General features: G+C 56.4%; 15 protein-coding genes. 2 read left to right on the top strand and 13 right to left on the bottom strand.

The window, feature by feature from the left end; genetic code table 11:
• Positions 1–151 precede the first annotated feature (151 nt).
• Together H8K03_12585 and H8K03_12580 are read left to right on the top strand one after the other, a co-directional pair.
• Entirely contained in the window at positions 152–9,409 is a 9,258-nt protein-coding gene (locus H8K03_12585) for an amino acid adenylation domain-containing protein (GenBank protein ID UVT18660.1), read from the top strand.
• Positions 9,410–9,466: 57 nt separating this feature from the next.
• On the top strand, positions 9,467–10,219 hold the full coding sequence (locus H8K03_12580; protein UVT18659.1) for a 4'-phosphopantetheinyl transferase superfamily protein: 753 nt from the start codon (positions 9,467–9,469) through the stop codon (positions 10,217–10,219).
• Between the two features lie 60 nt (positions 10,220–10,279).
• Here the strand turns inward: H8K03_12580 and H8K03_12575 are convergent, their stop codons facing one another.
• The 13 genes from H8K03_12575 to H8K03_12515 all read right to left on the bottom strand — a co-directional run bounded on the left by H8K03_12575 (position 10,280) and on the right by H8K03_12515 (position 24,967).
• Positions 10,280–10,915, bottom strand: coding sequence for a membrane integrity-associated transporter subunit PqiC (locus tag H8K03_12575; GenBank protein UVT18658.1), 636 nt, complete (start codon positions 10,913–10,915; stop codon positions 10,280–10,282).
• A 25-nt stretch (positions 10,916–10,940) separates the two neighbouring features.
• Positions 10,941–11,903, bottom strand: coding sequence for an MCE family protein (locus H8K03_12570; protein ID UVT18657.1), 963 nt, complete (start codon positions 11,901–11,903; stop codon positions 10,941–10,943).
• Between the two features lie 146 nt (positions 11,904–12,049).
• On the bottom strand, positions 12,050–12,847 hold the full coding sequence (locus tag H8K03_12565) for an ATP-binding cassette domain-containing protein (protein UVT22468.1): 798 nt from the start codon (positions 12,845–12,847) through the stop codon (positions 12,050–12,052).
• A 46-nt stretch (positions 12,848–12,893) separates the two neighbouring features.
• Positions 12,894–14,027, bottom strand: coding sequence for an ABC transporter permease (locus H8K03_12560; protein UVT18656.1), 1,134 nt, complete (start codon positions 14,025–14,027; stop codon positions 12,894–12,896).
• Positions 14,028–14,104: 77 nt separating this feature from the next.
• Positions 14,105–15,907, bottom strand: coding sequence for an ATP-dependent metallopeptidase FtsH/Yme1/Tma family protein (locus H8K03_12555; protein UVT18655.1), 1,803 nt, complete (start codon positions 15,905–15,907; stop codon positions 14,105–14,107).
• Between the two features lie 88 nt (positions 15,908–15,995).
• Positions 15,996–16,973 (bottom strand): DUF1207 domain-containing protein, encoded by a 978-nt coding sequence (locus tag H8K03_12550; protein ID UVT18654.1) that lies wholly within the window; start codon positions 16,971–16,973, stop codon positions 15,996–15,998.
• A 241-nt stretch (positions 16,974–17,214) separates the two neighbouring features.
• Positions 17,215–19,611, bottom strand: coding sequence for a phosphoketolase family protein (locus tag H8K03_12545; protein ID UVT18653.1), 2,397 nt, complete (start codon positions 19,609–19,611; stop codon positions 17,215–17,217).
• A 9-nt stretch (positions 19,612–19,620) separates the two neighbouring features.
• Positions 19,621–20,829, bottom strand: coding sequence for an acetate/propionate family kinase (locus H8K03_12540; protein ID UVT18652.1), 1,209 nt, complete (start codon positions 20,827–20,829; stop codon positions 19,621–19,623).
• Between the two features lie 438 nt (positions 20,830–21,267).
• Positions 21,268–21,735 (bottom strand): response regulator transcription factor, encoded by a 468-nt coding sequence (locus H8K03_12535; protein ID UVT18651.1) that lies wholly within the window; start codon positions 21,733–21,735, stop codon positions 21,268–21,270.
• Positions 21,736–21,759: 24 nt separating this feature from the next.
• A complete protein-coding gene (locus tag H8K03_12530) occupies positions 21,760–22,005 on the bottom strand; it encodes a hypothetical protein (GenBank protein ID UVT18650.1) in 246 nt (81 codons plus the stop codon).
• 75 nt (positions 22,006–22,080) lie between these two features.
• The gene (locus H8K03_12525) at positions 22,081–22,350 is read right to left on the bottom strand and encodes a hypothetical protein (protein UVT18649.1); all 270 of its coding nucleotides are present in this window, start codon (positions 22,348–22,350) and stop codon (positions 22,081–22,083) included.
• A gap of 455 nt (positions 22,351–22,805) precedes the next feature.
• Positions 22,806–23,459, bottom strand: coding sequence for a response regulator transcription factor (locus tag H8K03_12520; protein ID UVT22467.1), 654 nt, complete (start codon positions 23,457–23,459; stop codon positions 22,806–22,808).
• Between the two features lie 74 nt (positions 23,460–23,533).
• The gene (locus H8K03_12515) at positions 23,534–24,967 is read right to left on the bottom strand and encodes a PAS domain-containing sensor histidine kinase (protein UVT18648.1); all 1,434 of its coding nucleotides are present in this window, start codon (positions 24,965–24,967) and stop codon (positions 23,534–23,536) included.
• Positions 24,968–25,241: the final 274 nt, after the last annotated feature.

The raw sequence follows: 25,241 nt of genomic DNA, 5'->3' as shown, positions 1-25,241 counted from the left end.
TCTTGGCCTACTGACGCAGGATGCCCCAGCCATCAATTGCTGGGTGTGGGAATGTCAGAAATTCTTTCAACTTATGATTAAACGCACTACGCTATGCATCTGGTGGACTGATAATAAGATAGTAGATACTTCTCCTTATCAACTCTCATAGATGTCAAAACCTCCGCCTCCGTCTGTTTACAATCTGGCTGATCTCTTTGAGTTTCGTTGCCGGAGCAACCAGAATGCGCTTGCCTATGCCGTTGTTCGTGGCAACCTCCAGCTTGAGAATCAACTGACCTATAGCCAGCTTGAACGCACCGTGCGTCTGCTTGCCGACCGGCTTGCATGCCAGGTTCCACCAGGAACACGAACCCTTCTTCTCTACCCACAGGGGCTCGACGTCGTCTGCGCGTTTTGGGCATGTGTCCGAGCCGGTCTCGTTCCGGTTCCTGCTCCTACACCCGATCCTGTGAGACGGAAGCATAGTCTGCCAAGACTTCGCGCTATTATCGAAGATGCCCAAGTATCGCTGGTGCTCACAACTTTAGAGATCGAGACTTTGTCTTCGGGGTTCTCACTTGCCAAGGCAGGCGGACAGATCACGTGGATGGCGACGGATCAACCCTACGATCCTGCCGATCCGGTTGAATTGCCACAACCCACACGCACGGCCCTTGCCTATCTGCAATATACCTCGGGATCGACGGCCACTCCTCGCGGCGTCATGGTCGATCATGGCAATGTGCTCGCCCACTGCAAGGCCTTGAGCGTGGCCGGAGCCGTGTCGGACGACAGCCGGTCCCTCTGCTGGTTACCCTACTTCCATGACTATGGACTGCTACACGGAATCATTGCCCCATTCTATGCCGGCATTCCCGCCTACCTGATGTCACCCGTCACGTTTCTGCGGCGGCCACTGCGTTGGCTTGAGGCGGTCTCCCGATTTGCCATTACTCATAGCGGCGGGCCGAACTTTTCCTATGAGGCGTGTCTGCGGGCTGTACGGCAACAAGACAGATGGGAAGCTGATTTGAGTACATGGATGGTCGCCAGTTGCGGCGCGGAGCCCATCCATGCGGATACGGTTGAGCAGTTTACCAATACCTTCGGTCCGCGCGGCTTCCGGCGAACCGCATTTGCGCCGGCATATGGGCTCGCTGAAGCCACATTGCTGGTGACCATGAAGCGGGTAGGTGCGGAACCGACATTCTTGAAGGTTGAGGCGGAGGCATTGACGGAGTCGATCATCAAAGTGTCCTCCGCGTCGGACAAAGCAATTCGGACACTGGTCGGGTGCGGAGAACCCCTGGAAGAGACGTGCATCAAGATTGTGCATCCTGCTACCCACAAGGAGTGCCGGCCGGATGAGGTAGGAGAGGTGTGGATCGCGGGTTCTGGGATCGCCGCCGGTTACTGGGAGAAACAGGAAGAAACGAACGTCACATTCAAAGCAACCGTGGCCGGATCAGGCGATGATCCCTATTTGCGGACCGGTGATCTTGGATTCCTCCACCGCGGAGAGCTGTTCCTGACCGGTCGCCTCAAAGACCTGATCATCGTGCGGGGACGCAACTATTACCCTCATGATTTGGAGTGGACTGCCGGGCAGGCTCACCCGGGCTTGCGGCAAGGATGTGGGGCGGCCTTCTCGATCGAGGGGGAGACCGGAGAGTGGGTGGTGCTGGTCCATGAGATTGAGAAGCAGCTGTCCGAATCGGATATCACCGAGGTGATGAGCTGTGTCCGTCGCGCGTTGGCTGACGAGTATGAGCTGGAAATTCACAGTGTTGTGCTGATCAAGGCTGGAACGATCTCAAGGACCTCCAGCGGAAAAATTCAGCGGCACGCCTGCAAAGCCTCGTTTGAAGCCGGTCAGCTTACCGTGGTCGCAGCGAGTACGCTGAGCACAACGATCGAAGCTCAGAACGGTAGGGCGCTGGGCGGAATTCCTGAAACGACGGTCGAGAAACAGCTGGCGGAGATCTGGCAGGAAGTGCTTGGAGGGCCTCCGCCGCGTCGTGATGCCAACTTCTTTGCATCCGGAGGCAATTCTCTCCTGGCCGCGCAGGTTGTGGAGCGAATCGTCGACGTGTTTCATGCCCAACTCCCTCTCAGTGTTGTGTTTGAATGTCCGACATTCTCCGATCTCGCCGCTCGTATCACTAAAATGAGTGCCGGTCTGAATCAGGCACACACAGGCATGGAGGGAGGTGGAGGCCCGGATGACAGCGACCGCATGCAGGCTCCTCTCACATCGCTGTTACCGCGCTCAACAAGAGAAGGCCGGATACCACTGAGCTCCTCGCAGCAGCGACTTTGGTTTTTGGAACAGGTCCACCCGGAAAGCGCCATTAATCATATTTCCATGCGTGTGCGCATACGAGGACCCGTCAGCCCCGAAGTGTTGGAGCAGTCGGTGCAGGAAATCATGCGCCGGCACGAAATTCTTCGAACTCGGTTCGGATCGGAAAAAGGAGAGGGATACGCGGAAGTATGCTCCGATATGAAGCTCACGATAGGACGACATGATTTCCAAACCCTGAGCCAGAGTGAGCGAGAAATCGAGGTCCGGCAGTTCCTACGAACGGAAGCCGGCCGACCCTTTGATCTCAGACGGGGACCGTTGTTCAGGATGGCGCTGCTGGCGCTTGATCGGGACGTGCATGTCCTGGCGCTGACATTCCACCGCCTCGTCGCAGACGGCTGGTCTCTGCGTATTTTTTGTAAAGAACTGGCCCTTCTCTGGGAAGCCGGGGGCGACGCTCGAGGGGCGGGACTGTCCAAGTCTCACGTTCAGTACACAGACTTTGCCGATTGGCAGCGAATCAGGCTTGATCAAGACCTTCGCGAGGTACATCGCGAATATTGGACCAGGCAGTTGAGCGGTGCCCGGCCGCCCGCTGAATTACCTGCCGACCGTCCACGGCCGAAGGTGCGGACGTTTGAGGGAGCCGTGCGGTCACGGCCGCTTTCAGCAGGACTTGCAGGCGCCTTGGATCTCTTCTGTCAACGGCAGAGTGCGACCAGATTCATGGTGTTGTATGCCGTCTTTGTGACGTGGCTACATCGCTACACGCAGGAGTCCGACGTCGTGATCGGCTCGGTGGTGGCCGACAGGCGTCGTAGAGAGCTCGAAGATATGATGGGGTATTGCGTCAATACCGTGGCGCTTCGGGCTCAACTTTCCGACGGACTGACGGGACACGGTCTGTTGAAACACATACGCCGGGTGGTGGCGGATGCCTATGATCATCAGGAACTCCCGTTTGAAGAGGTGATCGAGACGCTGTCATTACAACGCGAGAGACAGCTTTCCCCGCTTTTTAACGTGATGCTTGTCTGCGAAGACGACCCGTTGTCGACGTTTAAGGTCAGAAATATTGAGGCATCCCACCTCTCCTGGGAACCGACTGCGTCGGAGTTTGACCTCGTGCTGATGTTGGTCAACAAGGTGCACGGATTGGAATTGGCGTTTCTCTACGACCGCGCGATCTTTGATGAGTCGACGATCCATCGGATGTTGGGACAGATCGAGACGCTTCTTGAGGAATTCATCAAGAGGCCTGAAGCCCGTCTTGATGAACTCTCATTGCTGACGCCTGAAGAGCACCGCCAGATGCTCCTCCAATGGAATCGGCCGACAACCCCCGTTCCGTGTTCTTCCGGTATCCATGCGCTCATCGAGGCACAGGTAGAGCGAACTCCTCATGCAGCAGCGGTCACGTGCGGGGACCAGTCCGTCAGCTATCAAGAGTTGAACCGGCGAGCGAATCGAGTGGCCCGCGCCTTACAGAAGTTGGGAGTTCGTGCCGACCTTCCAGTCGGTCTTTGTGTCGAGCGTTCGGTAGACGGTCTTGTGGGGCTCCTTGGCATTCTCAAAGCAGGGGGAGGCTACGTTCCCCTGGATCCATCCTTCCCCGGTCACCGCCTCCAGCTCATGCTGGAGGATGCGAAGATTTCTATCGTCGTGACTCAGCGGCATCTTGGCAGCCATTTACAAGGTTATACCGGCCACATCTGTGACCTGGAGACCATCGGTCGATCCGCAGTACGTGGAGAGGACGAGAATCTCGCCGTTTCAATCTCCCCAGATCAACTCGCGTATATCATGTACACCTCCGGTTCGACCGGGCAGCCAAAAGGCGTGGCGGTAACACACCGCAATCTAGTGACGTCTCTTCATGCCAGACTTCTTTATTATCGGGAACAGGTATCCCGGTTCTTGCTGACGTTCTCCCTGGCCTTTGATGGGTCCGTGACGGGTATCTTTTGGACACTGATGGAGGGAGGGGAGTTAATCATTCCTTCAGAGGCCGCCCATCGCAGTCCGACAGAGCTTGCCACGCTTATCGCGCATCACCGCATCTCGCATGTTGTGTGGGTGCCTTCCTTGTATCAAGCCGTGCTCGGTGAGGCCGTGAATGCTCAGTTAGAATCTCTTCGCATCGTCGTGACTGCCGGCGAGAGCCTTCCCATTGAACTCGTGAGAAGGCACTACCAATTCCTGCCCCACGCGACGCTCTTCAACGAGTATGGGCCGACGGAAGCGACCGTCTGGTGCAGCGTGTATCAAACGACTCGCGAGGAGACAGGAGCCCGTGTGCCGATCGGAAAATCGATCGATACGATGCAGCTCTATGTCCTGGATACGCGCCTGCAGCCGATGCCGGTTGGGGTGCCGGGCGAGCTCTACGTCGCAGGGGATGGCCTGGCCCGCGGGTATGTGAACCAACCTCTGTTGACCCACGAGCGGTTTCTCGTAAATCCTTTCGTGACCGGTTCCAGGCTGTACCGAACCGGAGATCTGGCTCGGTGTCGCGAGGACGGCAATGTGGAGTTTCTTGGACGGATGGATCAGCAGGTCAAGCTGCGTGGCTATCGGATCGAACTGGGCGAAGTCGAATATGCGCTGAGCAACTTCCCGGGCGTCTATCAGACGGCGGTGCTGCTTCGACAGGATAAACCGGACCAGCATCGGTTGGTCGCCTATGTCACCGGGCAGCATTCGCTCAAAGAACGCCTCGAACAGATTCGGAGTTATCTCCTCTCGCGATTACCGCACTATATGGTGCCCTCGGTCATTCTGTGGGTGGAAGCGATGCCGCTCACTGCGACGGGAAAAGTGAATCGCGGCGCTCTTCCCGCCCCCGAAGATTCAGCCGGCCAAACCGCAGCCAAGATTGCTCCGACGAATCAGGTCGAAGAATCGTTGGCTGAGCTGTGGAAGTCCGTTCTTGCAGTACCGGAAGCCGGCATTCAGGACAATTTCTTCGAACGAGGAGGCCACTCTCTGTTGGCTACTCAGCTCGTCTCCCGCATACGCGAGCTCTTTGAGGTAGACATCCCTCTCCCGCTGCTTTTTGAGCGACCCACTATCCAAGCCTTGGCCGAAGCCGTGACGCGTTTACGCGATCAGGAACAGAAAGTTTCCGTGCTTCCACCGATCATTCAGGTTCCCAGAGATCGGCCGCTCCCTCTCTCCTATTCTCAGCAACGGATGTGGCTGATGTATCGGTTGGCCCCTGAGAGCACGGCCTATAATATGCCGTTCGCGTCGCGGCAGATGGGACGGCTCAACAAATCGGCCCTCCGGAGTACGATCGATGCCATCTGTAAACGCCATGAAGCTTTTCGAACGACGTTCGTGATGACGGGTGAGGGGCCGGTCCAGATCATTAGTCCCTTTCAATCCCCTCATTGGACCGAAGTCGATCTGACACAGCTCCCCCACGAGCAGCGACAGCAGCAGGCGGCTCGGCTTGTGGAGCAGGAGGCGAGCCAGCCGTTCGATCTTGAGAAGGGTCCGCTCGCGAGGTTCCTATTGATTGCGATCGAGCCCGATGATCATGTGCTGGTGCTCACGATGCATCATATTATCGGTGATCAGTGGTCGTTCGGAATCATCGGGCATGAGTTTGCAGTGTTCTACAATGCGTTTTGCTGCGGAGAGATTCCCTCTGCAAAGCCGATCCCGCTTCAGTATGCTGACTATGCGGTGTGGCAGCGGCGTTGTCTCACCGACGATCGGCTCAGGGCCCAGGCAGATTACTGGCAGAAGAAGCTGGCAGGTCTTTCCAGGCTTTCCTTGCCGACCGATTACCCACGGCCAGCGGCGCAAACATTCAACGGCTCACATTGCATGCTTGAATGGCCCGCGTCGTTGATCGATCGTCTGAAGCAATTCAGCGCGGAACACAATGCAACGGTGTTCATGACCCTGCTGGCCTGCTTTCAAGTTCTTTTGAGTCGCTATTCCGGACAACACGATGTCGCGGTGGGGTCTCCCATTGCCAACCGGACTCAATCTGCGGTCGAATCGATCATCGGTTCGTTCGTCAACACCCTGGTGCTGCGTACCGATCTCTCCGGCGATCCGACGTTCGTCGAACTGGTAGCGCAGGTCCGCGAAACGGCGTTAGGCGCCTATGCCAATCAGGACTTTCCGTTCGATAAATTGGTCGAGACGATGCACTCGTCCCGCGACCATAGCTCGGCCCCACTGGTGCAAGTCCTCTTCAATCTGCCGAACGCTCCCATCGGAGAGATCGACGTCCATGGTTTGAGCTGGGTGCCGTTCGAAGTGGAGACGCAAGCCGCACAATTCGATTTGAGCTTGACAATCGATACGGAGATCTCCCGCAAAGCTTATTTGACCTTCAATACCGATCTCTTTCAGCCTCAGACCGCTGAGCGTATGTTGGGACAATACAAAGCCCTGCTTCAGAGCGCCTTGGGCAATCCCAAATCCAGGCTTTCCGAGCTTCCGACGCTCACGGAACCCGAGCGCAAGCAGATGTTGCAGGACTGGAACTGCACGCAACAAGACTATCCGCAGTCCGAATGTTTCCCGCAGCTGTTTGAATGCCAGGCCGAGAGGACGCCCGACGCCGTCGCCTTGTCGATGGGACAGAAGGCGCTGCGGTACGGTGAGCTTAATGCCCGTGCGAATCAGCTGGCGCGCTATCTCCAAACACTGGGCGTTCGCCCCGGTGTGACGGTCGGCATTGGTCTTGAGCGATCGCTGGAGATGGTCGTTGCGCTGATGGGGGTGCTCAAAGCCGGTGGCACCTACGTGCCGCTCGATCCTGAGTATCCACGGGATCGGCTTCGGTTCATGACAGAGGATGCATCGGTCGTGGTCCTGCTTACATCCGAAGAACTATCCGATCGGTTTGATGCCCGGACCTGCCGTGTGCTGTGTCTCGATCGAGAGTGGGAACGGATCGCACAACAGGTCGACAATAATCTTCCCCCGATCGCGACGCCTCAAGATCTCGCGTATATTCTTTACACATCGGGATCGACGGGACAGCCCAAAGGGGTGGAAGTTCCTCACCGGGCGCTTCTGAATTTCTTGTGCTCGATACGACGAGAACCGGGATGTTCTACTCAAGATATCCTGTTATCCGTCACGACACTGTCCTTCGATATTGCCGGGCTGGAGCTGTATGTCCCGTTGCTGGTCGGCGCCCGTGTCGAGATCGCCGATCGCGCGGTGACGATGGACGGGAGGCAATTACGTGCCCTCTGCGAAGCCGTCCAGCCGACGATCATGCAAGCAACCCCTGCAACATGGCGAATGTTGATCGAGGCGGGTTGGTTGGGCAGTCAGAAACTGACGGTGCTGTGCGGAGGGGAAGCCCTTCCTCCAGACCTTGCGACGTCGTTGCGAGATCGCAGCTCCGCCCTGTGGAATATGTATGGTCCGACTGAAACCACGATTTGGTCCACGATCGAGAAAATAGAACGCACGGATCAGGAAATTACCATTGGGCGGCCGATTGCCAACACAGACGTGTATATCTTGGATCACTTCCTCCAGCCGGTTCCCATCGGGGTTGCCGGGGAACTCTATATCGGAGGCCACGGGTTAGCCAGAGGGTATCGTGGACGGCCCGAGTTGACGCAGGACCGGTTCATCCATCATCCATTTTCAACCGATTCCCTCGCGAAATTGTACCGAACGGGAGATTTGGCTCGTTATCGAGCCGATGGACGCATCGTGCATCTGGGACGATTGGATCATCAGGTCAAGATTAGAGGGTTCAGGGTCGAATTAGGCGACATCGAAACGGCCTTGAGCCGCCATCCAGCAGTCCGTCAGGCCGTGGTAACGGCGCGGGAAGATCCGCATGGTAATAAGCAGTTAGTGGCGTATGTGGTCTTCCAGGATGGCTCTGCTCCAAACCAGATGGAACTTCGCTCGTTTCTGCGGGCTGAGATTCCGGAATATATGGTTCCCTCGCTTTTCATCTCTCTGAGCGCCATGCCTTTGACGGCCAATAACAAGGTCGACAGGAAAGCCTTACCGGCCCCAGCCTCCACCCTCTCAAGTGATGCGGTTTATGTCGCACCGAGCGCTCAAATAGATGTACAAATGGCTGCCTTGTGGCAGCAGGTATTCGGAATCAACACTGTCGGCCTTCACGACAACTTCTTCGATCTCGGCGGTCATTCGCTTAAAGCCGCTCAGCTCTTCTATCTCATTGAACAGGTATACGGCCGACATCTTCCGCTTTCTACATTGTTTCAGGCACCCACTATCGCCAGTCTCACATCACTCCTTGCCCAGGAACAATCGTCATCACCATGGCAATCGCTGGTCACCATTCATCCCAACGGGTCGTCTGTCCCTGTCTTTTTGATTCCGGGTATCGGAGGGGATGTGTTGTGGTTCGCTCAGTTGGCGAGGTTACTGAGTCGGACTCATCCGGTGTACGGCTTTCAAGCCCGAGGTTTCGACGGAAAAGCGGAACCGTTTGACTCTGTGACGGAGATGGCAAAACAGTACGTCGCTGAAATCCGTACGTGTTTCCCAAAAGGGCCCTATGCGATCGTTGGCACATGCATTGGCGGATTAGTCGCCTATGAGATGGCCCAGCGATTGGTGGCTCAAGGCGAGTCGGTTACCCTGGTTATTATGAACAGCTGGCACCCAAGTTCGTATCGCTCAGATGCAACTGAGCACCCTCGCCCACTGCCATTGCCGCTGGCTGTTCTCTGGCTGACCTGGCGCACTGTTGGAGACCTCCTGCGCAGACCAATGAACGAATGGTTGTCGGTCGTGCGACGGAAATGTGAGACGCTATGGTCCATTGTCAACGGGCCGACTGGGAATGAACGAAGACAGCAGCTCGGCAAACGTATCGAGGAGGCAATGTTCCATGCGGCCGCCCACTATGCCATACGCGCATACTCCGGACGCATACTCAATGTCGTGGCTTCGAACCGGGTGATGGAGCACGATACCAGACGTGCGTGGAGAGACCTGGCGGGCGGAGGATGCGAGACGTTGGAAATCGCCGCCTGGCGAACGGAAGAACTCGTCGTTTCACCGCATGTCCAAGAAACATCTTCGCGCATACTGCGATTTATCGCCGAGCATTCTCAAGATACTCCGGTGCAACCTACGAATAGGGCAGCGTGATTTTCACCAGCTCCGTTTGCCGAGGAACGAAGGTGCTGTCGGCATCAGGATAACAATGTGCGGATCTCATTCCATTCAATCGATCGTCTAGCCAGTACAGAGCGGCAGGATCCCGTCTCGCTTGAGCCGAACGCCGTGCATCTCTGGGGTATTGAGCTCAACGGGTCGCCAGACTGCCTCACGAGATGCGCACAATGGCTGGACGACGTCGAGCGAGGGCGAGCGGCTCGCCTGGTTCGAGAAGAGGATCGGCAGCACTACGTGCTGGCTCATGGTGGCCTCAGAGCGGTGCTGAGCTGGTACCTTGGGGTCTCCCCGGATGTCGTGGCGCTGGAGCGGAGCGCAGCAGGCAAACCCTTCGTGACTTCGAAATTGGGAGATCGATCCGCGATCACGTTCAATATGTCCCATGCCCATGGCCGCGCGCTCATTGCGGTTTCAAACGCGCAAGAGGTCGGAGTCGATCTCGAATTCGTTCGGTTGGGTGTCGAGGCGGAAAAACTATCCCAGCGTTATTTTGCAGACCCCGAACATACAGCGATCATGCGGTTGCCCCAGGAACAGCGTGCGGCTAGATTCTTCCGCTACTGGGTTGCGAAAGAAGCGGCGCTCAAGGCACAAGGCATCGGTCTCCAAGGGCTGGCCGAGTGCAAGATTGTCTTTGGATCGGAGGCGGCGGACGCGGAAGTTGGAGTCCGATCGGGTTTTCCGGTCCAACATGAAGTGAGGGTTCGCTTTCTTTCTTGCGGGAATGGATGGGAAGCGGCAGTGGCCGCCCAAGAATTAGACAGGATAAAGCAGTGGACCTAGAGCAGCAGGAAAGACCCGCTGACCCCTAGGCGGAGAAGTCGAACCAGCCAAACACTTTCCCTAACGGCCACATTCCGACGAGTGCTGCACGCATTGCCCAAGCCATGAGCCGACCTGATCAAGCAAGGCGGCAACCGCTCGGTTGGCAGCCAGCACACCTCCATAGGCGTTCTCGCTCGGAGCATTCTCCACCGCTTCAAAAGCCCGCGTGCTCACGATTTCGGATTCTTTGAGATCGACCAATTGTGTGCGGATCGACACCCTGACTCGGCTCGGTTGCTGGAAAAACTCCTGTTGCAGGGAGAATCCATAGGTATCCAGGCGATAGTCTCCGCGGATCGAATTTGGCAGTGGAATCACGGAATGCCACACCCCACTCCGGCTAAGCACCTCAACCATCAACGGCGTGAGCATGCGCACCGGGGTATCGGCCCATTGATTCACGGCATAGAAGTCCAGTTCGTACGGACGTTTGACGTACACCATGCGTTGCGTTTCAAATCCGGGCTCCGGTTGGGGCGGACTCACGAGCAACACCGGGCCGTTGCTCCCGTCAGGCCGGCCCGCGCTGTGCCAGCCATCAAGGCTCAACTGATACGTACGAATCTCCTGAGAATCCTTGCCGAGTGATAGACAGCCGGCTGCGGTTACTATCAAGAGCGCACACGCGACTTGTATTAACCGATCCTTCATCATCTCATCAAGATGACACGTTCCGATCTTACTCCCCCGGACCGCGGGGCGGCGTCTTTCGTCCAAATACCAGAGAGCTCGGCTCTCGTTCAAAATCCCTCGCCACCCGAGTCAACGTACTCGTGAGCTGTCTCAGTTCCGTGACCAATGAGCCGGCTTCTGGAAGAGTCCGCCGCGTGAACTGTTGCAGTTCGGGTCTGGCCTCATTGACGACCGTTCCCACGGTCTTGCTGGTCCGAGCCAGTTCGTCCGTCGCAGTGCCCAGCGCGACGACGCTCTTGTTAATCCCCGCGAGTAAGGTCGGAACCTGCGCATTGAGCGAGGCCGTCAACTTGACAAGGTTGTCGGCGCTTCTGGCGGCACCGTCCAGACTTTGCTCGATCTGCGTCTTATGAGCCGCGACAGCCTGCGCGACATCGGCGAGGTCCTTGATCGTCTTCTTGAGCAGCACGCGATTTTCTTCATCCAAAACCTTCGCCGCCCCCTTCGCCGCCGTATCAAGATCGACCAAGAGTTGGGCCAGACCTTCTTCAGAAAGTAAACGAGAGACGGCTTCATCCAAGCGGAAGAACAGGGATGGACCGGTCTTGATGACCGGATAGGCTTGCCCCTCTTGGGCTTGCAACGAAGGAGCCTCTCGGCTTCCTCCGGTCAAATTGACCGTTGCAAGACCCGTGAGCCCCTGGGTCTCCAGGACGGCGATCGTGTCGGTCTTGATCGGCGTTCCGCGCACTATTTCCATCGTTAACAGAACTTCTTCCGGATTGTCCGGGCTTAAGGCAATGGCCTTGACCCGGCCTACATCGACGCCCCGATACTTGACGGTAGAATTCACGCTCAATCCTGCGACCGACTCCCGCATATAGGCCAAGTACCGGTCGTAAGAGCCTCGGTAATCCGTCTTTCCCAGCCACAAAATGCCGGCTAGGACAGCCGCTCCGAGAAACGCGACGAACGAGCCGACCAGAATATAATTGACCTTTGGTTCCATCCGGATGCCTTCTTAGTATCTCGTCATTCGTCTCTCGTATCTCGATCCTGAGTTCCTAGTTTCGAGTTTCACGTTTCAAGTTATAGAACTCGAACACAGAACTCGCAACTCTTCATTGACTTGACTCACGAGATACGCTTCACGTTTCACGGCTGAAGTTCCCGGTGATTCCACGCCGCCTGTTCGCTCGCCGCCCTCCCGCGTGGTCCGTGGAAGTATTCGCGGACGACGGGATCGTCCGATCGGGACAATTCCTGCATGCTTCCAACACCCAACACCTTCCCACGGCCCAGGACGGCCACACGATTGGCGATACGCCATAGCGAATCCAGATCGTGCGTGACCATGACCACCGTCAATCCCAAGAGACTCTTCAACGAGAGCACGAGATCGTCGAATCCAGCCGCGATGATCGGATCGAGTCCGGCCGTCGGCTCGTCGAGAAACAACAATTCCGGATCCATGATGATCGCCCGGGCGAGTGCAGCCCGCCTCCGCATGCCACCACTCAGCTCGTTGGGATATTTCGCGGCGCTGTCCGGCGGCAATCCTACCATCGCGATTTTGGCGGCAACCATGTCGCGGATCAGCCCCGCACTCAGTGTCGTATGCTCCCTCAGCGGGACCGCGACATTCTCCGCCAGCGTGAATGAGCTGAACAGTGCGCCATGCTGGAACATCACACCGAATCGGCGGTGGACCGGATGGCCATTGCCCGTTTCCAATCGCCGGCTGTCCAATCCGAACAGCCGTATCGTTCCAGCCGAGGGAGTGATCAGACCGATGATTTCCCGTAACAATGTGGTCTTGCCGGACCCGTTGCCTCCGGCAATCGCGAAAATTTCACCCCGGCGAATGGACAGACTGACGTCCTCATGCACGACAGCCTGTCCAAGCTTCGTCGCGACATGGTTCACTTCGATGACCGGTGTCTCTGCATTCATGGCAGACGGCATCAGTAACTATCTCCCACACACCCATGCGGTCTCGTCAAAGGTCCCACCAATTGAGAAGGATGCTGCAGATTGCATCGAACACGATCACGAGAAAGATTCCCTGCACGACACTGATGGTGGTGTGTCGACCGACATCATCCACACCACCACGAATCTGAAATCCTTGATAGCAGCCCACCAGGGCGATGATCGCCGCGAAAAATGGTGCCTTCCCCAACCCAATGAGAAAGTGTTGAACAGGGACGGCTTCTTCGAATCGCGCGATAAACTCCGCGAAACTCACGTTGAGTTCTCCCAGGGCAATGAGCATGCCGCCGAATACGCCCACGACATCTGCGTACACTGTTAATAGGGGCAGGGCGATGATCAAGGCAAGCGACCGAGGCAGCACGAGCAGATTCATGGGTGAGATCCCCAATGTCCGTACGGCATCCAGTTCTTCCGTCACTTTCATGGTGCCGATCTCCGCCGTATAGGCTGATCCCGAACGGCCGGCGATGAGGATCGCCACGATCAACGGCGCAATCTCACGCACCAGCGAGATGCCGACCAAGTCCACGATAAAAATGTTCGTGCCGAACTTCCGCAACTGTTCCGCGCCTTGATAGGCAATCACCACTCCGACGAGAAACGTCAGCAAGCCCGTGATCGGCAAGGCCCTGACGCCGTCCAGTTCGACGAACCGCAAAAGCGCCCGCCATCGAATGGAACTCGGCCGCATCAGTGCCCGGCCGAACGCGATGGTACTTTCCCCAACAAAGGCGAGCGCGCGAATCGTGGACGCTTGCCGGGACTGTATGGCGCGCGAAAGGCTCTCAGCCCACCCCGGTCCGCGGACAGGGACTCCACGTTCGGGTCGAGACCACTGCATCTCGATTTTCCTGAGCAGTTCGGCAAATTCCGGCTTCAGCCCCTGAAGTGACGCCTGTTGGCCCTTGTGCCGCACACCTTCGATGCAGCGCTGCAGCACGAGGGCGCCGCCCGTATCCATGGCGGTCACTTCACCGGCGTCGTACAGGACGGTCGAAGTCTCCGGCCATCGAAGCGCCCGACCTCCCCGCTCCAGCTGAGCCAAGTTCGGAAGAGTCCAAGCCCCGCGGCAATGGATCACATTATCCTCGACAGAGATCGTTGCCTGTTCTTCCACCGGCTCTACTCCGTCGGTCACCCCGACTCTTCATGCGATTGAGTATCACAGCCACTCGGATTCTCACGAAAGGCCGCGAGGACAGCTCCATACACCGCTCACATAGTTTCCATGACCGCCTTCAGCTCCGCACCGGTAATGACCTCTCGCTCCAACAAGAGCTTCGCCCCTCGTTCCAGAGCGGCCTTCTTATCTTCCAGCAATCGCTTCACCCGTCCATATTGCGCCTCGATGATCCGCCGCACTTCGCAATCGATTTCACGGGCAGTCTCTTCGGAGTAATCGCCTTTTTCAGACGCGACAGGAAGTTGGAGGAACTGAGGCTGTCGTTCCCGTTCCAACGTGATGGTGCCGAGCTTTTCGCTCATTCCGTAGGCCTTCACCATACTTTTCGCGATGTCTGTGGCCTTGACGAGATCGTTCTGCGCCCCCGTCGAGGCCTCGCCGAAGATGGTCTCTTCGGCAATCCGCCCGCCGAGCAATACAGCGACTTTATTCTCCAATTCCGATTTCGTCATCAGAAACCGGTCTTCCGTCGGAAGCTGCAGCGTATAACCGAGTGCCGCCACACCGCGTGGGATGATGGAGATCTTCTGCACCTGATCTGACCCTGGTATGGACAGGGCGACGAGCGCGTGGCCGGTTTCGTGAAAGGCGACCCGCTCTTTTTCCATCTTGTTCAGGACGCGATTTTTCTTTTCTAATCCGGCGATGACCCGCTCCACGGCCTCCTGCAACTCAGCGAAGCTCACCTGATCTTTCCCTCGGCGTACCGCGAGTAACGCCGCCTCGTTGATGACATTTGCCAAATCGGCTCCGGAGAATCCCGGTGTCATTGCTGCAATCTGTTCCAGATCAGCCTCCTGGCTCAACGCCACCTTCTTGGCGTGAACTCGAAGCACGTCCAGACGCCCTTTCTTGTCTGGACGATCCACCGTCACATGGCGATCGAATCGACCCGCGCGCAGCAGGGCAGGGTCGAGAATTTCAGGACGGTTGGTGGCGGCCATGAGAATTACGCCGACGCGAGGGTCGAATCCATCCATCTCGACCAGCAGCTGATTGAGGGTTTGCTCACGCTCCTCGTGCGCCATGGGGCCGACACCGCGGGCTTTTCCCAGTGCATCCAACTCGTCGATGAAAATAATGCAGGGAGCTTTGCCCTTCGCCTGTTCGAACAGATCACGGACTCTGGCCGCCCCCACCCCCACGAACATCTCGACAAACTCGGATCCACTGATGCTGAAGAACGGCACTCCTGACTCGCCCGCCACCGCCCTCGCCAGCAGCGTCTTGCCGGTTCCAGGCGGGCCGACGAGGAGGATTCCCTTGGGAATCTTGCCTCCGAGCTTGGTGAACTTCTCCGGTGTCCTCAGGAACTCGATCACCTCGCGCAATTCGTCTTTGGCCTCGTCTACCCCGGCCACGTCCGCGAACGTCACCTTGACGTCCTTTTCCATGTAGATCTTCGCCTTCGACTGGCCGACCTGCATGAAGCCGCCCTGGGCCTGTCCCAATCGGCGAAAAATGAAGAACCAGATACCGACAAAGAGAGCAACCGGGATGATCCACGACAGAAGATCGCGCCAAAACGTGGATTCAATGACTCCGGAAAAAGTGACGCCATGTTGATTGAGTTCGCGGACCAGGTCCGGGTCCTCGACTCGCACGGTTGCAAAGACCTTCTGCTCTTTCGAATCTCCCTCGGGTTTCAACTTTCCGGTGAGCACTTGGCTGGTCACCGAGACCTCGGCTACCTTCCCGGTTGCCACCAACTTCTTGAATTCACTGTACGGCAGTTCTTCGACCTTGCTGAGGGCGTGGATGAAGTCATGCACGATCACCACCGCCATGACGGCGAGCAGCACGTACCAGATTGAAAAGGAGACTTTCTTATTCATCGGCGTTGCTCCTCCAGGGTGCTGAGCGGGACTTTCCCCAGCGCCGACAGCTTGAACATTGACCGATTCTCAGCATCTACGCGTAACTCTAGAACATAAAATAGGCGCCGGCTCCAAACGACTCGGTCTTCTGTGAGTAGAAGAACTGCCCATAAGGATTATATCCGTGATAGTAGTTGAAAAGAATCCGCAGGCGCTTGAATGATCCGGCCCGAGACATGTCGAAGCCCATGAGCAAGTTGGTGTTGATATACCAGGCCTGCTCTTCGACGGACTTAAAGTCCGCCGTCAGGACGGGCGAAAAGCGGATCGGATTCGAGAATAGACCAAACAGGTACGATCGTCCCACTGGCGTCGGTGTCCGCGCTTCGAAACCCCATTGCACGGTATTGCGGTCGATCTGGGAGGGTTGTCGATTGACCATCACCGCTCCTCCCCCGTACAGACGCAGCCATTTCTGGACATCATAGGACACAATCATATCGACTTCTTCAAACTGGAGGCCGATCGACTGAAATCCAGGGTGAGCCCCCAGGAACTCATCTCCAATGTGACTGCTCTGGTGATAAAAGCGCAGGCGTGCGGACCAGTTGCCATGGCGCCAGGTCAGCGGGATGCCCACGTTGAAGTCGACATTGATGAGTGCGGAATTCGACGTATCCAAATCAAATTGCGCGAAAATCCCCGTCAGGAGGCTGATTTGCCATCCATTACATCCGTTTCGCCTGGTATAGAATCCAAAATTTTCTCCAATGCCGACCGACCCAATGTTCGCATTGGTCCGTTCATTTCGAGATTGCATGGATTGCCAGAGTGCAAAGAATTGCGGCTGCTTCGGATCGGCCAAGAGGGGACGAAACAGATCGTCCGACGGAAACATCTCACTCGTGGCTTCCCCTTCCGAGAGTTCAGGAGGTTGCTGGTACCGGCAATCCAGTACCTCTTTCGGCGTCGAGTCATTCGGCTTCTTCTCGTTCGAATCATCAGCATAGGCCTGTCCTGCGAGCAGGCAGACGATAACCACGATCCCGATAATCCATCGTTCGACAGACACTCTGCGACCCATGAAATCCTCCCATCCAAAATTGTGCAGTACAGGCTGGACGCCGCTTCCAATAGCACATTTCGGATGGGAAATTCACATGGTTTTGTCGCGGTTCGCTTCGATTTTGCGGTGTGCCAAGGTGGCACATTGAGTACATCCAGAGTGTACATGGCCATTCCGTCGCACTCCGAGAATGCAGACCCGGTCTGGTGACCATGACCGCAGCATCCACGAACGGGCGGACACATGGATCACTGCCTTGTCATGCATGGGGCCGCCGTACAGACTTCCTATTCCCACTCCACTTCCATCGACTGATCTCCGGCATATCTTCACCATGCTCCCTGATGTATTGCTTGTGCTCCACACGTTTGTCTCGTATGGCCTGCTTGGTATAGTCGGCCCGCGAGCCGCGCAGGGGTATCCGGTCGATGACGTCGACGACCAGATGAAACCGGTCGATATCGTTCATCACCGCCATGTCGAAAGGTGTCGTCGTGGTTCCCTCCTCCTTATACCCACGTACATGCAGGTTCTTGTGATTGGTCCGCCGGTACGTGAGCCGGTGAATCAGCCAGGGATAACCATGGAAGGCGAAAATGATCGGCTTGTCGATCGTAAAGAGCGCGTCAAAATCCCGGTCGGACAATCCGTTCGGATGCTCGGCCGGAGGCTGCAGCTTCATGAGATCCACCACGTTGACCACGCGCACCTTCACGTCCGGTAAATATCGGCGCAGCAAGGAAACAGCGGCCAGCGTTTCCATCGTCGGGACATCGCCGCAACAGGCCATCACGATATCCGGTTCGCTGTCCTTGTCGTTACTTGCCCATGCCCAAATGCCGATTCCCGCTGTGCAATGAGCGATCGCCTCGTTCATATTGAGCCATTGGGGAGCCGATTGCTTGCCGGCCACGATCACGTTGACATGGTTTCGGCTACGCAAGCAGTGATCCGTGACACATAACAGTGTATTGGCATCGGGCGGCAGATACACTCTGATCACCTCGGCCTTCTTATTCACCACATGATCGATGAAGCCTGGATCTTGATGGCTGAAACCATTGTGATCCTGCCGCCAGACGTGAGACGACAGTAAATAGTTCAGCGAGGCGATCGGTCTTCGCCACGGAATATGGTCACAGACCTTCAGCCACTTGGCATGCTGATTGAACATCGAGTCGATGATGTGAATGAAGGCCTCATAACAGGAAAAAAATCCGTGTCGGCCCGTCAACAGGTAGCCTTCCAGCCACCCCTGACATTGGTGCTCACTCAGCATCTCCATGACCCGACCGTCCGGTGCCAGGTGGTCGTCATATGGATACCGCTCCGCCATCCAGGCTCGGTTCGTCACCTCCAATACGTCCTGCCAGCGGTTGGAATTGTTCTCGTCGGGACTGAAGAGACGGAAGTTCCGGCTGTCCATATTGAGCGCCATGGTGTCCCGAAGAAATGTCCCCATGACGCGGGTGGCCTGGGCTTCGACGGCACCCGGTTTTTTCACGGTGACGGCGTATCGGCGGAAATCGGGCAGACGCAAATCTTTAAGGAGAACTCCGCCGTTGGCGTGGAGATTCGCGCTCATCCGGCGTTCTCCCTTGGGCGCTAACTCAGCGAGTTCAGACTTGAATCGTCCTGTTTTGTCAAACAGCGTTTCCGGCTTATAACTCTTCATCCACTGCTCAAGAATCTTGACGTGGGCCTGTTTGTCCATGTCGCCCATCGGGACTTGATGGGACCGCCAGTAGTCTTCGGTCCGCTTGCCGTCGATCTCCGGCGGACAGGTCCAGCCTTTGGGTGTTCGAAGCACGATCATCGGCCAGATCGGTCGCTTTTCTGCACCTTTGCGGGCGGCGGCCCTTATCCGCCGGAGGTCCGTCACTACTGCGTCGAGCGTCGAGGCCATTACGTGATGCATGACGGAGGGGTCGTTGCCCTCGACGAAATAGGGACGATAGCCGTAACCGCGAAACAGGTCCTCCAATTCGTCACGGCTGATCCGCGCCAGGACCGCAGGACTCGCAATTTTGTACCCGTTCAGATGGAGGATGGGTAGAACTACGCCGTCAGTGACCGGGTTGAGAAACTTGTTGGAATGCCAGCTCGTCGCGAGCGGACCGGTTTCGGCCTCGCCGTCGCCGACCACGCAGGCGACGATCAGGTCGGGATTATCGAATGCGGCCCCGTACGCGTGGGACAGCGAGTATCCCAATTCGCCTCCTTCGTGGATGGAACCGGGCGTTTCCGGTGCCACATGGCTGGGAATGCCTCCCGGAAAAGAAAATTGCTTGAACAGTCGCTTCAGGCCTTGTTCATCCTGCGACACGTTCGGATAGATTTCGCTGTAGGTCCCTTCGAGGTAGGTATTCGCGACAAGCCCCGGCCCCCCATGGCCGGGCCCGGCGATATAGATCATGTTGAGGTCGTGCTGCTTGATGATCCGGTTGAGATGCACATAGATGAAGTTCAAGCCCGGCGTCGTTCCCCAATGACCAAGCAAGCGCGGTTTGATGTGGGCGCGCGTCAGCGGTTTCGTCAGCAGCGGATTGTCGTACAGATAGATTTGACCGACGGACAAATAATTCGCCGCCCGCCAATAGGCATCCATCTTCTTCAGGAGGTCAGGACTCACTGATGTCTTGGTTTTGCGCGCCATGCTTCCTCACTACGTTGTAGGGTTGACTCCGAGCAACCGAATGATCGATTCCGCAATCTCACGTTCTTCGTCCGTATGCATCACGCGAATCGTCACGGGGGATCCCTGTTTGGATATCACCGGGGCGTTAGCCTCGTTGGGCGTCGCATCGACGACGATGCCGAGAAATTCCAAGCCGTCGCAGATGCGTGCGCGAATCACCGGAGCATGCTCTCCGATCCCGGCGCTGAAGACCAAGGTGTCCAATCCGCCCAGCACCGCTGCCAACGCGCCGATCCATTTTCGAGCTTGATAACAAAACAACTCAACCGCCTCGGCTGCCCGCGGATCACGCTGCTCTTGATTGAGCAAGTCCCGCATATCAGAACTGATCTCCGAAACTCCGAGCAAGCCCGATTCGGTATTCACCATCCGGTGAAACCGCTCGACGGTCATGCCTTCTGTTCGCGCCAAGTAAGGAAGCACCCCCGGATCAAGATCTCCGGACCGACGGCTCATCGGCAGGCCGGAAACAGGAGTGAAGCCCATCGTCGTATCGACACTCTGGCCATTGTTGACGGCGGCCATGCTTGCTCCGTTTCCAAGATGAGCCAGAATGATACGACCGTTTGCTTCACCCGGCTTTCCAACGCTGGCCAGCTCTTTCATGAGAAAGGCATAGGACAACCCGTGGAATCCGTATCGTTGTAGCCCCAGCTTCTCATATCGCCGGGGAATCGGCAGCCGGTAGGCCATGCGCGGCATACTACGGTGGAAGGCGGTATCGAAACAGGCAACCTGCGGGAGATCAGGATACCGCTGCGCAAACCCCTTGATCAATTCGATCTCAGCCGGGAGATGCTCTGGGTCAAAAGGGCTCAATCGCTCCAACTCTTCTATGACAGCGGGGGTTATCATTTGGGATTCACGATAATGCCTGCCACCATGTACGACCCGATGTCCAATCGCTCGGAGTGGATGATCCGCGAGCATGTCTTTGACACAATCCAATAAAGGGTCGATACAAGCCAAGTGATGAGAAACTTGGAACCTCCGACTTTCGGCGGCATCCGCGTCGCTACGCGTCCATGTCAATGTTCCATCCGGTGATCCGATGCGGTCGATTGATCCGGACACAACACGGACCGGCATATCCCCGGCTCGAAAGAGCGAGAACTTGAGTGAGGACGACCCTCCATTGATCGCTAAGATCGAACCGACAGAATCCGACTGTGTCATGCTTACTCCCTGATCCGTAGTGTACATAACATCGGCTTCGACTGCGATACAGATGCCTCTGAACCACTTCCCACATCGATATTGCTGCTTGAGTGGCCCCGCACAGGTCAAAGTTTTTGTTCGAGAAGGTGCATCTCGGACTCCTCAGCGGCGATCATCGACAGGAGAAAGTGTGCGACCGGAGCAGGTCGTCATCCGCCTTCAGAAAACTGGTTGAACGTCTTCCACGCTTCCGGGAGAACTGCAAGGAGAGAGTTGATGGGGTAAACAGGGCATCTATGGCGGATTTCGATTGGACAATTGATGAGTTGAGACCTACCGACGGTGGGCCTGAGAACCAATAGACTTGGACTGAGTGGTAGCCATGGCTGTTGCATAAGGCCATAGACCAGGAGGGCGTTTTGCGTACCGAAGGAAAGGAAGACCAGCCATCGTCTACTACACGGCGTGACGCATGCCGGAGCTACTCGCGTCGGTGACCTTGCTGACCGCCTGAGAAATTACACGATACAGCTGCTCATGCGCGGCCCCCTTGTCGAGCAATGTATGGGCACCGGCATTCGACATCGCCTCTTGATTCTTCTTTCCCACGTTGAATGAGAGGCCGATGACATGCAAGTCAGGATGTTTTCGCATGATGCGTCCTGTCGCTTCAATCCCGTCCATCCCCGGCATGTTGATGTCCATTACGACCACCGCCGGCTTCAACCGGTCCACCTGCTTCACTGCCTCCTCTCCATTTGCCGCCTCACCCACTAGGTTAATATCGACGAAACGATCAAGCGACTTTCGCAATGCCTGGCGGACGAGGAAGTGGTCATCCACCAGGAGGACACGAATGGGTCTCAGTGGCTTCTGGTGATAGGTCGAACGCTGAGTACGATGAGCGACGGCATGTGCCGGCATAGGGACCTCCTATCGGTAAGGCAATTACTTCTGACTGAGATACGGATCATCGATCTCGGTGCAGCATTCAAGGCAACGAACCTTGCCCGTTCGTTTGCCGCTTCTGGTTAGGACATCAGCGATGAGGCGCTGATGTGTGCAGCCCATTTTTCGGGCGGCGACACCGATCTCCGGTTCGGCGTTCTGAATCACCTGCATTTCCATTGATGGCTCAAATATCTCCACACGAATCGCATTGTCATTTTGGGGTACATGCAGATGTCGGTTCACTGGAGATCCTCAGACCAGGTACTCATGAGGCCGAATAGCGACACATCCTAAGGCGTGTGCTCGCTTACGGTAAGACTAAGTAATGCCCTGCTGAACTATCCGAGGGTGAACAGGCGAAACGTCCACACGCGTGTCTCCTGCAGGACGATAGGTTTGTATCCTGTAGGTCCTATCGGCATCCAATGTCACACGGATCTCTTCCCTCCGGCTTAGCTGATCAATGGCTAGGAACACCTGATTCCAGGTCAAGTCCGGACAGAGTGCCACAATTTCTTCCATGAGACACGCCGTGCCCTGCTGCTCCAGTGCGATTCGAACTCGATCAACGAACGCGTCTGTAGCCATGAGTCACCTACCTTTCTCATGCCTTCGGGAGGTTTACCTTTTCTAATACAGAGAGGAATACGTAGAAAACTAGGAGTTGCCCCAGTTTTCAAGGCGAATGTTGCCGGCCAGTGCGAGCGGGCTTTCTAGGGGAGGGCTCTGCTGCGTATTAATTAAATGGGATGAAAAATGATCGGGTGGTGGATATGAGCAACCAACGGTCGACTTCTCATGCCTGGCTTCTTCTATGGGGGCCGAACCTACAAGAGCACCATATCGCCAACTAGGAGTTGGCTCTATTTCCAACACTAATTTTGCTGGGAGTAGAGTCACATGCCTGGGTTTCACCCTTGGTCGCCAGTCTATGAGAGACAACGCTAAGGCCAGGAGAGTGCGTCCAGTTAGCGATTGAATCTAAAATCACACGTTCGGTGAACTATTTCTCGCAGCGGAGCCGGAGCTGTGACCGAACAGGGCTAGGGCTGTTCGTGAGTCAGTCCTTGCGCAATGGCGTACCGCACTAGCTCCGTCGTCGTGTGAATGTCCAACTCCTTCATCAAGCAGTTTTTGTGGAACTCGACGGTCTTCACGGAGAGCTTCAGTAGCTCGGCAACCTCTTTTGTTCTCTTGCCTTCGCCGATCAATTGCAACACTTCGCGCTGCCGAGGTGTCAATTCGGCAATGGACCCCTTGACGGACGGTCCTTCTTCAGCCTTCAGGGCTTTCTCGATGACCGGCTTGGCGATGGACGGAGTCAGATAGTATTTTCCCTGCAGAACGGCCTCGATCGCCTGCGGTAATTCTGAGACGGCGGATTGTTTCAACAGATAGCCGTTGCCCCCGGCTTTGAACGCTTCGGTGGCATACTGCGGACTCGCATGCATGGTGAGAAAAAGGAGTTTCACATCGGGCTGCAATTTCTTGAGTCGCCGCACCGCATCCAGACCATTCAAGAGCGGCATGGATATATCGACTAGAATCAAGTCCGGTTTAGACCGCTCCGCCGCCTCGAGCAAGGCTCGGCCATCCTCTACCATCCCCACCACGTCGTACCGTTCCTCGAGCAATTTACGCACACCGGCCAGCAAGATGGAATGATCGTCAGCCATCAACACACGAGGCTTCTTCATCATGGTTGCTCCCTTAGGCTCACCATTTAACGAGGCACCTGTCTTGATGCACGCTGTACCTGTTCTGTAAGCAGTCAGTCGTCGCCAATCACGTCAGGGAGCGACACCCAGGCCTCGACCTCCGTGCCATCTCCCGGTTTCGTTCTCACGTGAAATGTGCCATGGAGGGCCTTCACACGCTCCGCCATGCTGGTTAAGCCCAACCCGTCCAGTTTACCGACGTTCTGAAATTGCTCAAACCCGCACCCGTCATCAACAACGGATATTCCAACAGTGCGCCCCGCTCGAATGAGACGGACCAGGACGTTGGTGGCTTCGGCGTGTTTCCTGACGTTTTGCAGACTTTCCTGCAACACGCGATAGAGGCACGTGGCGTGCTCGAGCGGAATGGGAGTTCGCAAGTCTCGCACGACAATCTCCGTGGCCAATCCGGTTCTCGCGGAGAACTCCTCCACATATTCTCTGGCGGCTGCTTCCAGGCCCGCATGCTCGAGAAGGGAGGGATGAAGTTGATGCGCCAGGCGTTGTAGATCGGTCGTGAGCTGTTCCGCCTTATCCCCTAACTGCTTGAGGTGCCAAGAGTTCAATGCATCAGACTCAGAAGCCTGAAGAATGGATCTGCTTTGAAGGTCAATGGTCAGCGCCGCGAGCCGCTGCGTAAAATCGTCGTGCAGATCGCGGGCAATCCGTTTCCGCTCCTGTTCTTGCGCCGTCAGAAGTTTCTCCGTGAGGTCTTGTAACTGTGCTTGCTGAATGCGCAGCTCTTTCTGGTTCTGCAGTAAGGCCAGACTGCCCTTTTTTCGGTCGGTGATGTCCTCTGTAAAAATGACGATGCCGCCCACACGACCAGAGTGCATTTGCCAAGGTCTCACTTCCCAGCAGAGCCATTGTTCAGACCCATCGGCTCGCTCGAAGCGGTCTTCTTCCTCACGCACAATCTCGCCGGCCAACCCTTGCTTATGCGCGACCTTCAATCGCGCCGGAAGGTCGGGGAAGATTTCATAATGCGAACGGCCGATAATCTGCTTGTCCCATAAGCCATAGTGGTCTATCCAACGGCGGCTGACGGCGAGATATTGCATGTCTCGGTCGAACATGGCAAGCGCCACCGGCGCATGTTCGATGAAGATGCGCAGTCGCTCCTCACTCTCATGCCTCGCCTGTTGCGCCATCTGGATCTGCCGTGCAGATTGTTTCTGAGTGATGACGAGCCAGGCGATGCCCAAGAGCAGGGTCGTCGTCATCGCTCGATTTGGGCTATCGTGTTGCGTGACCACGGTCTGGCTTAGTGCTGCTCCTAACCATGTGAGCAGGACGGTGCTACTGGCTGTGACGATTGTGCTTGGTAACTCAGGGTTCAGTCGAGTGAGAAGGATTGGGAGCGTAAAGAAAATCGGTACCGCATAGCCTGGTGGTGCCCACACATCGCAAACAAACACGACGATCGTTGTGACTACCGTTGGGACAAGCCAACCTCTTGACGGCATGCCATCTACCGGAACTGTCACTTGTTCTGCTCCTCTCCCCAACAGTGCCGTGGTCCGATCGCTGGACATTAAAAACTACCCCTTCTCCATAAGCTTCCACCGGCAGAGGCCACCGTAATAGAGCGTATGGAACACCCTGGCACCCTGGGCCAAGGAATCTATTCTAGGTTCCTAGGCAAACACCTAGCAAGGGGTGAACGATGGCACCAAGGTGCTGGGTTTTGAGCTCGGTAGACGTTCTAATGTCCACTTAACCTTCTTCTCATGGACACGTGGTAGCGTGATCAAGGTCCTA

The organism is Nitrospira sp., assembly GCA_024760545.1.
In the GTDB taxonomy this organism is placed as follows: domain Bacteria; phylum Nitrospirota; class Nitrospiria; order Nitrospirales; family Nitrospiraceae; genus Nitrospira_D.
This window is presented reverse-complemented; position numbering and strand designations above follow the sequence as displayed.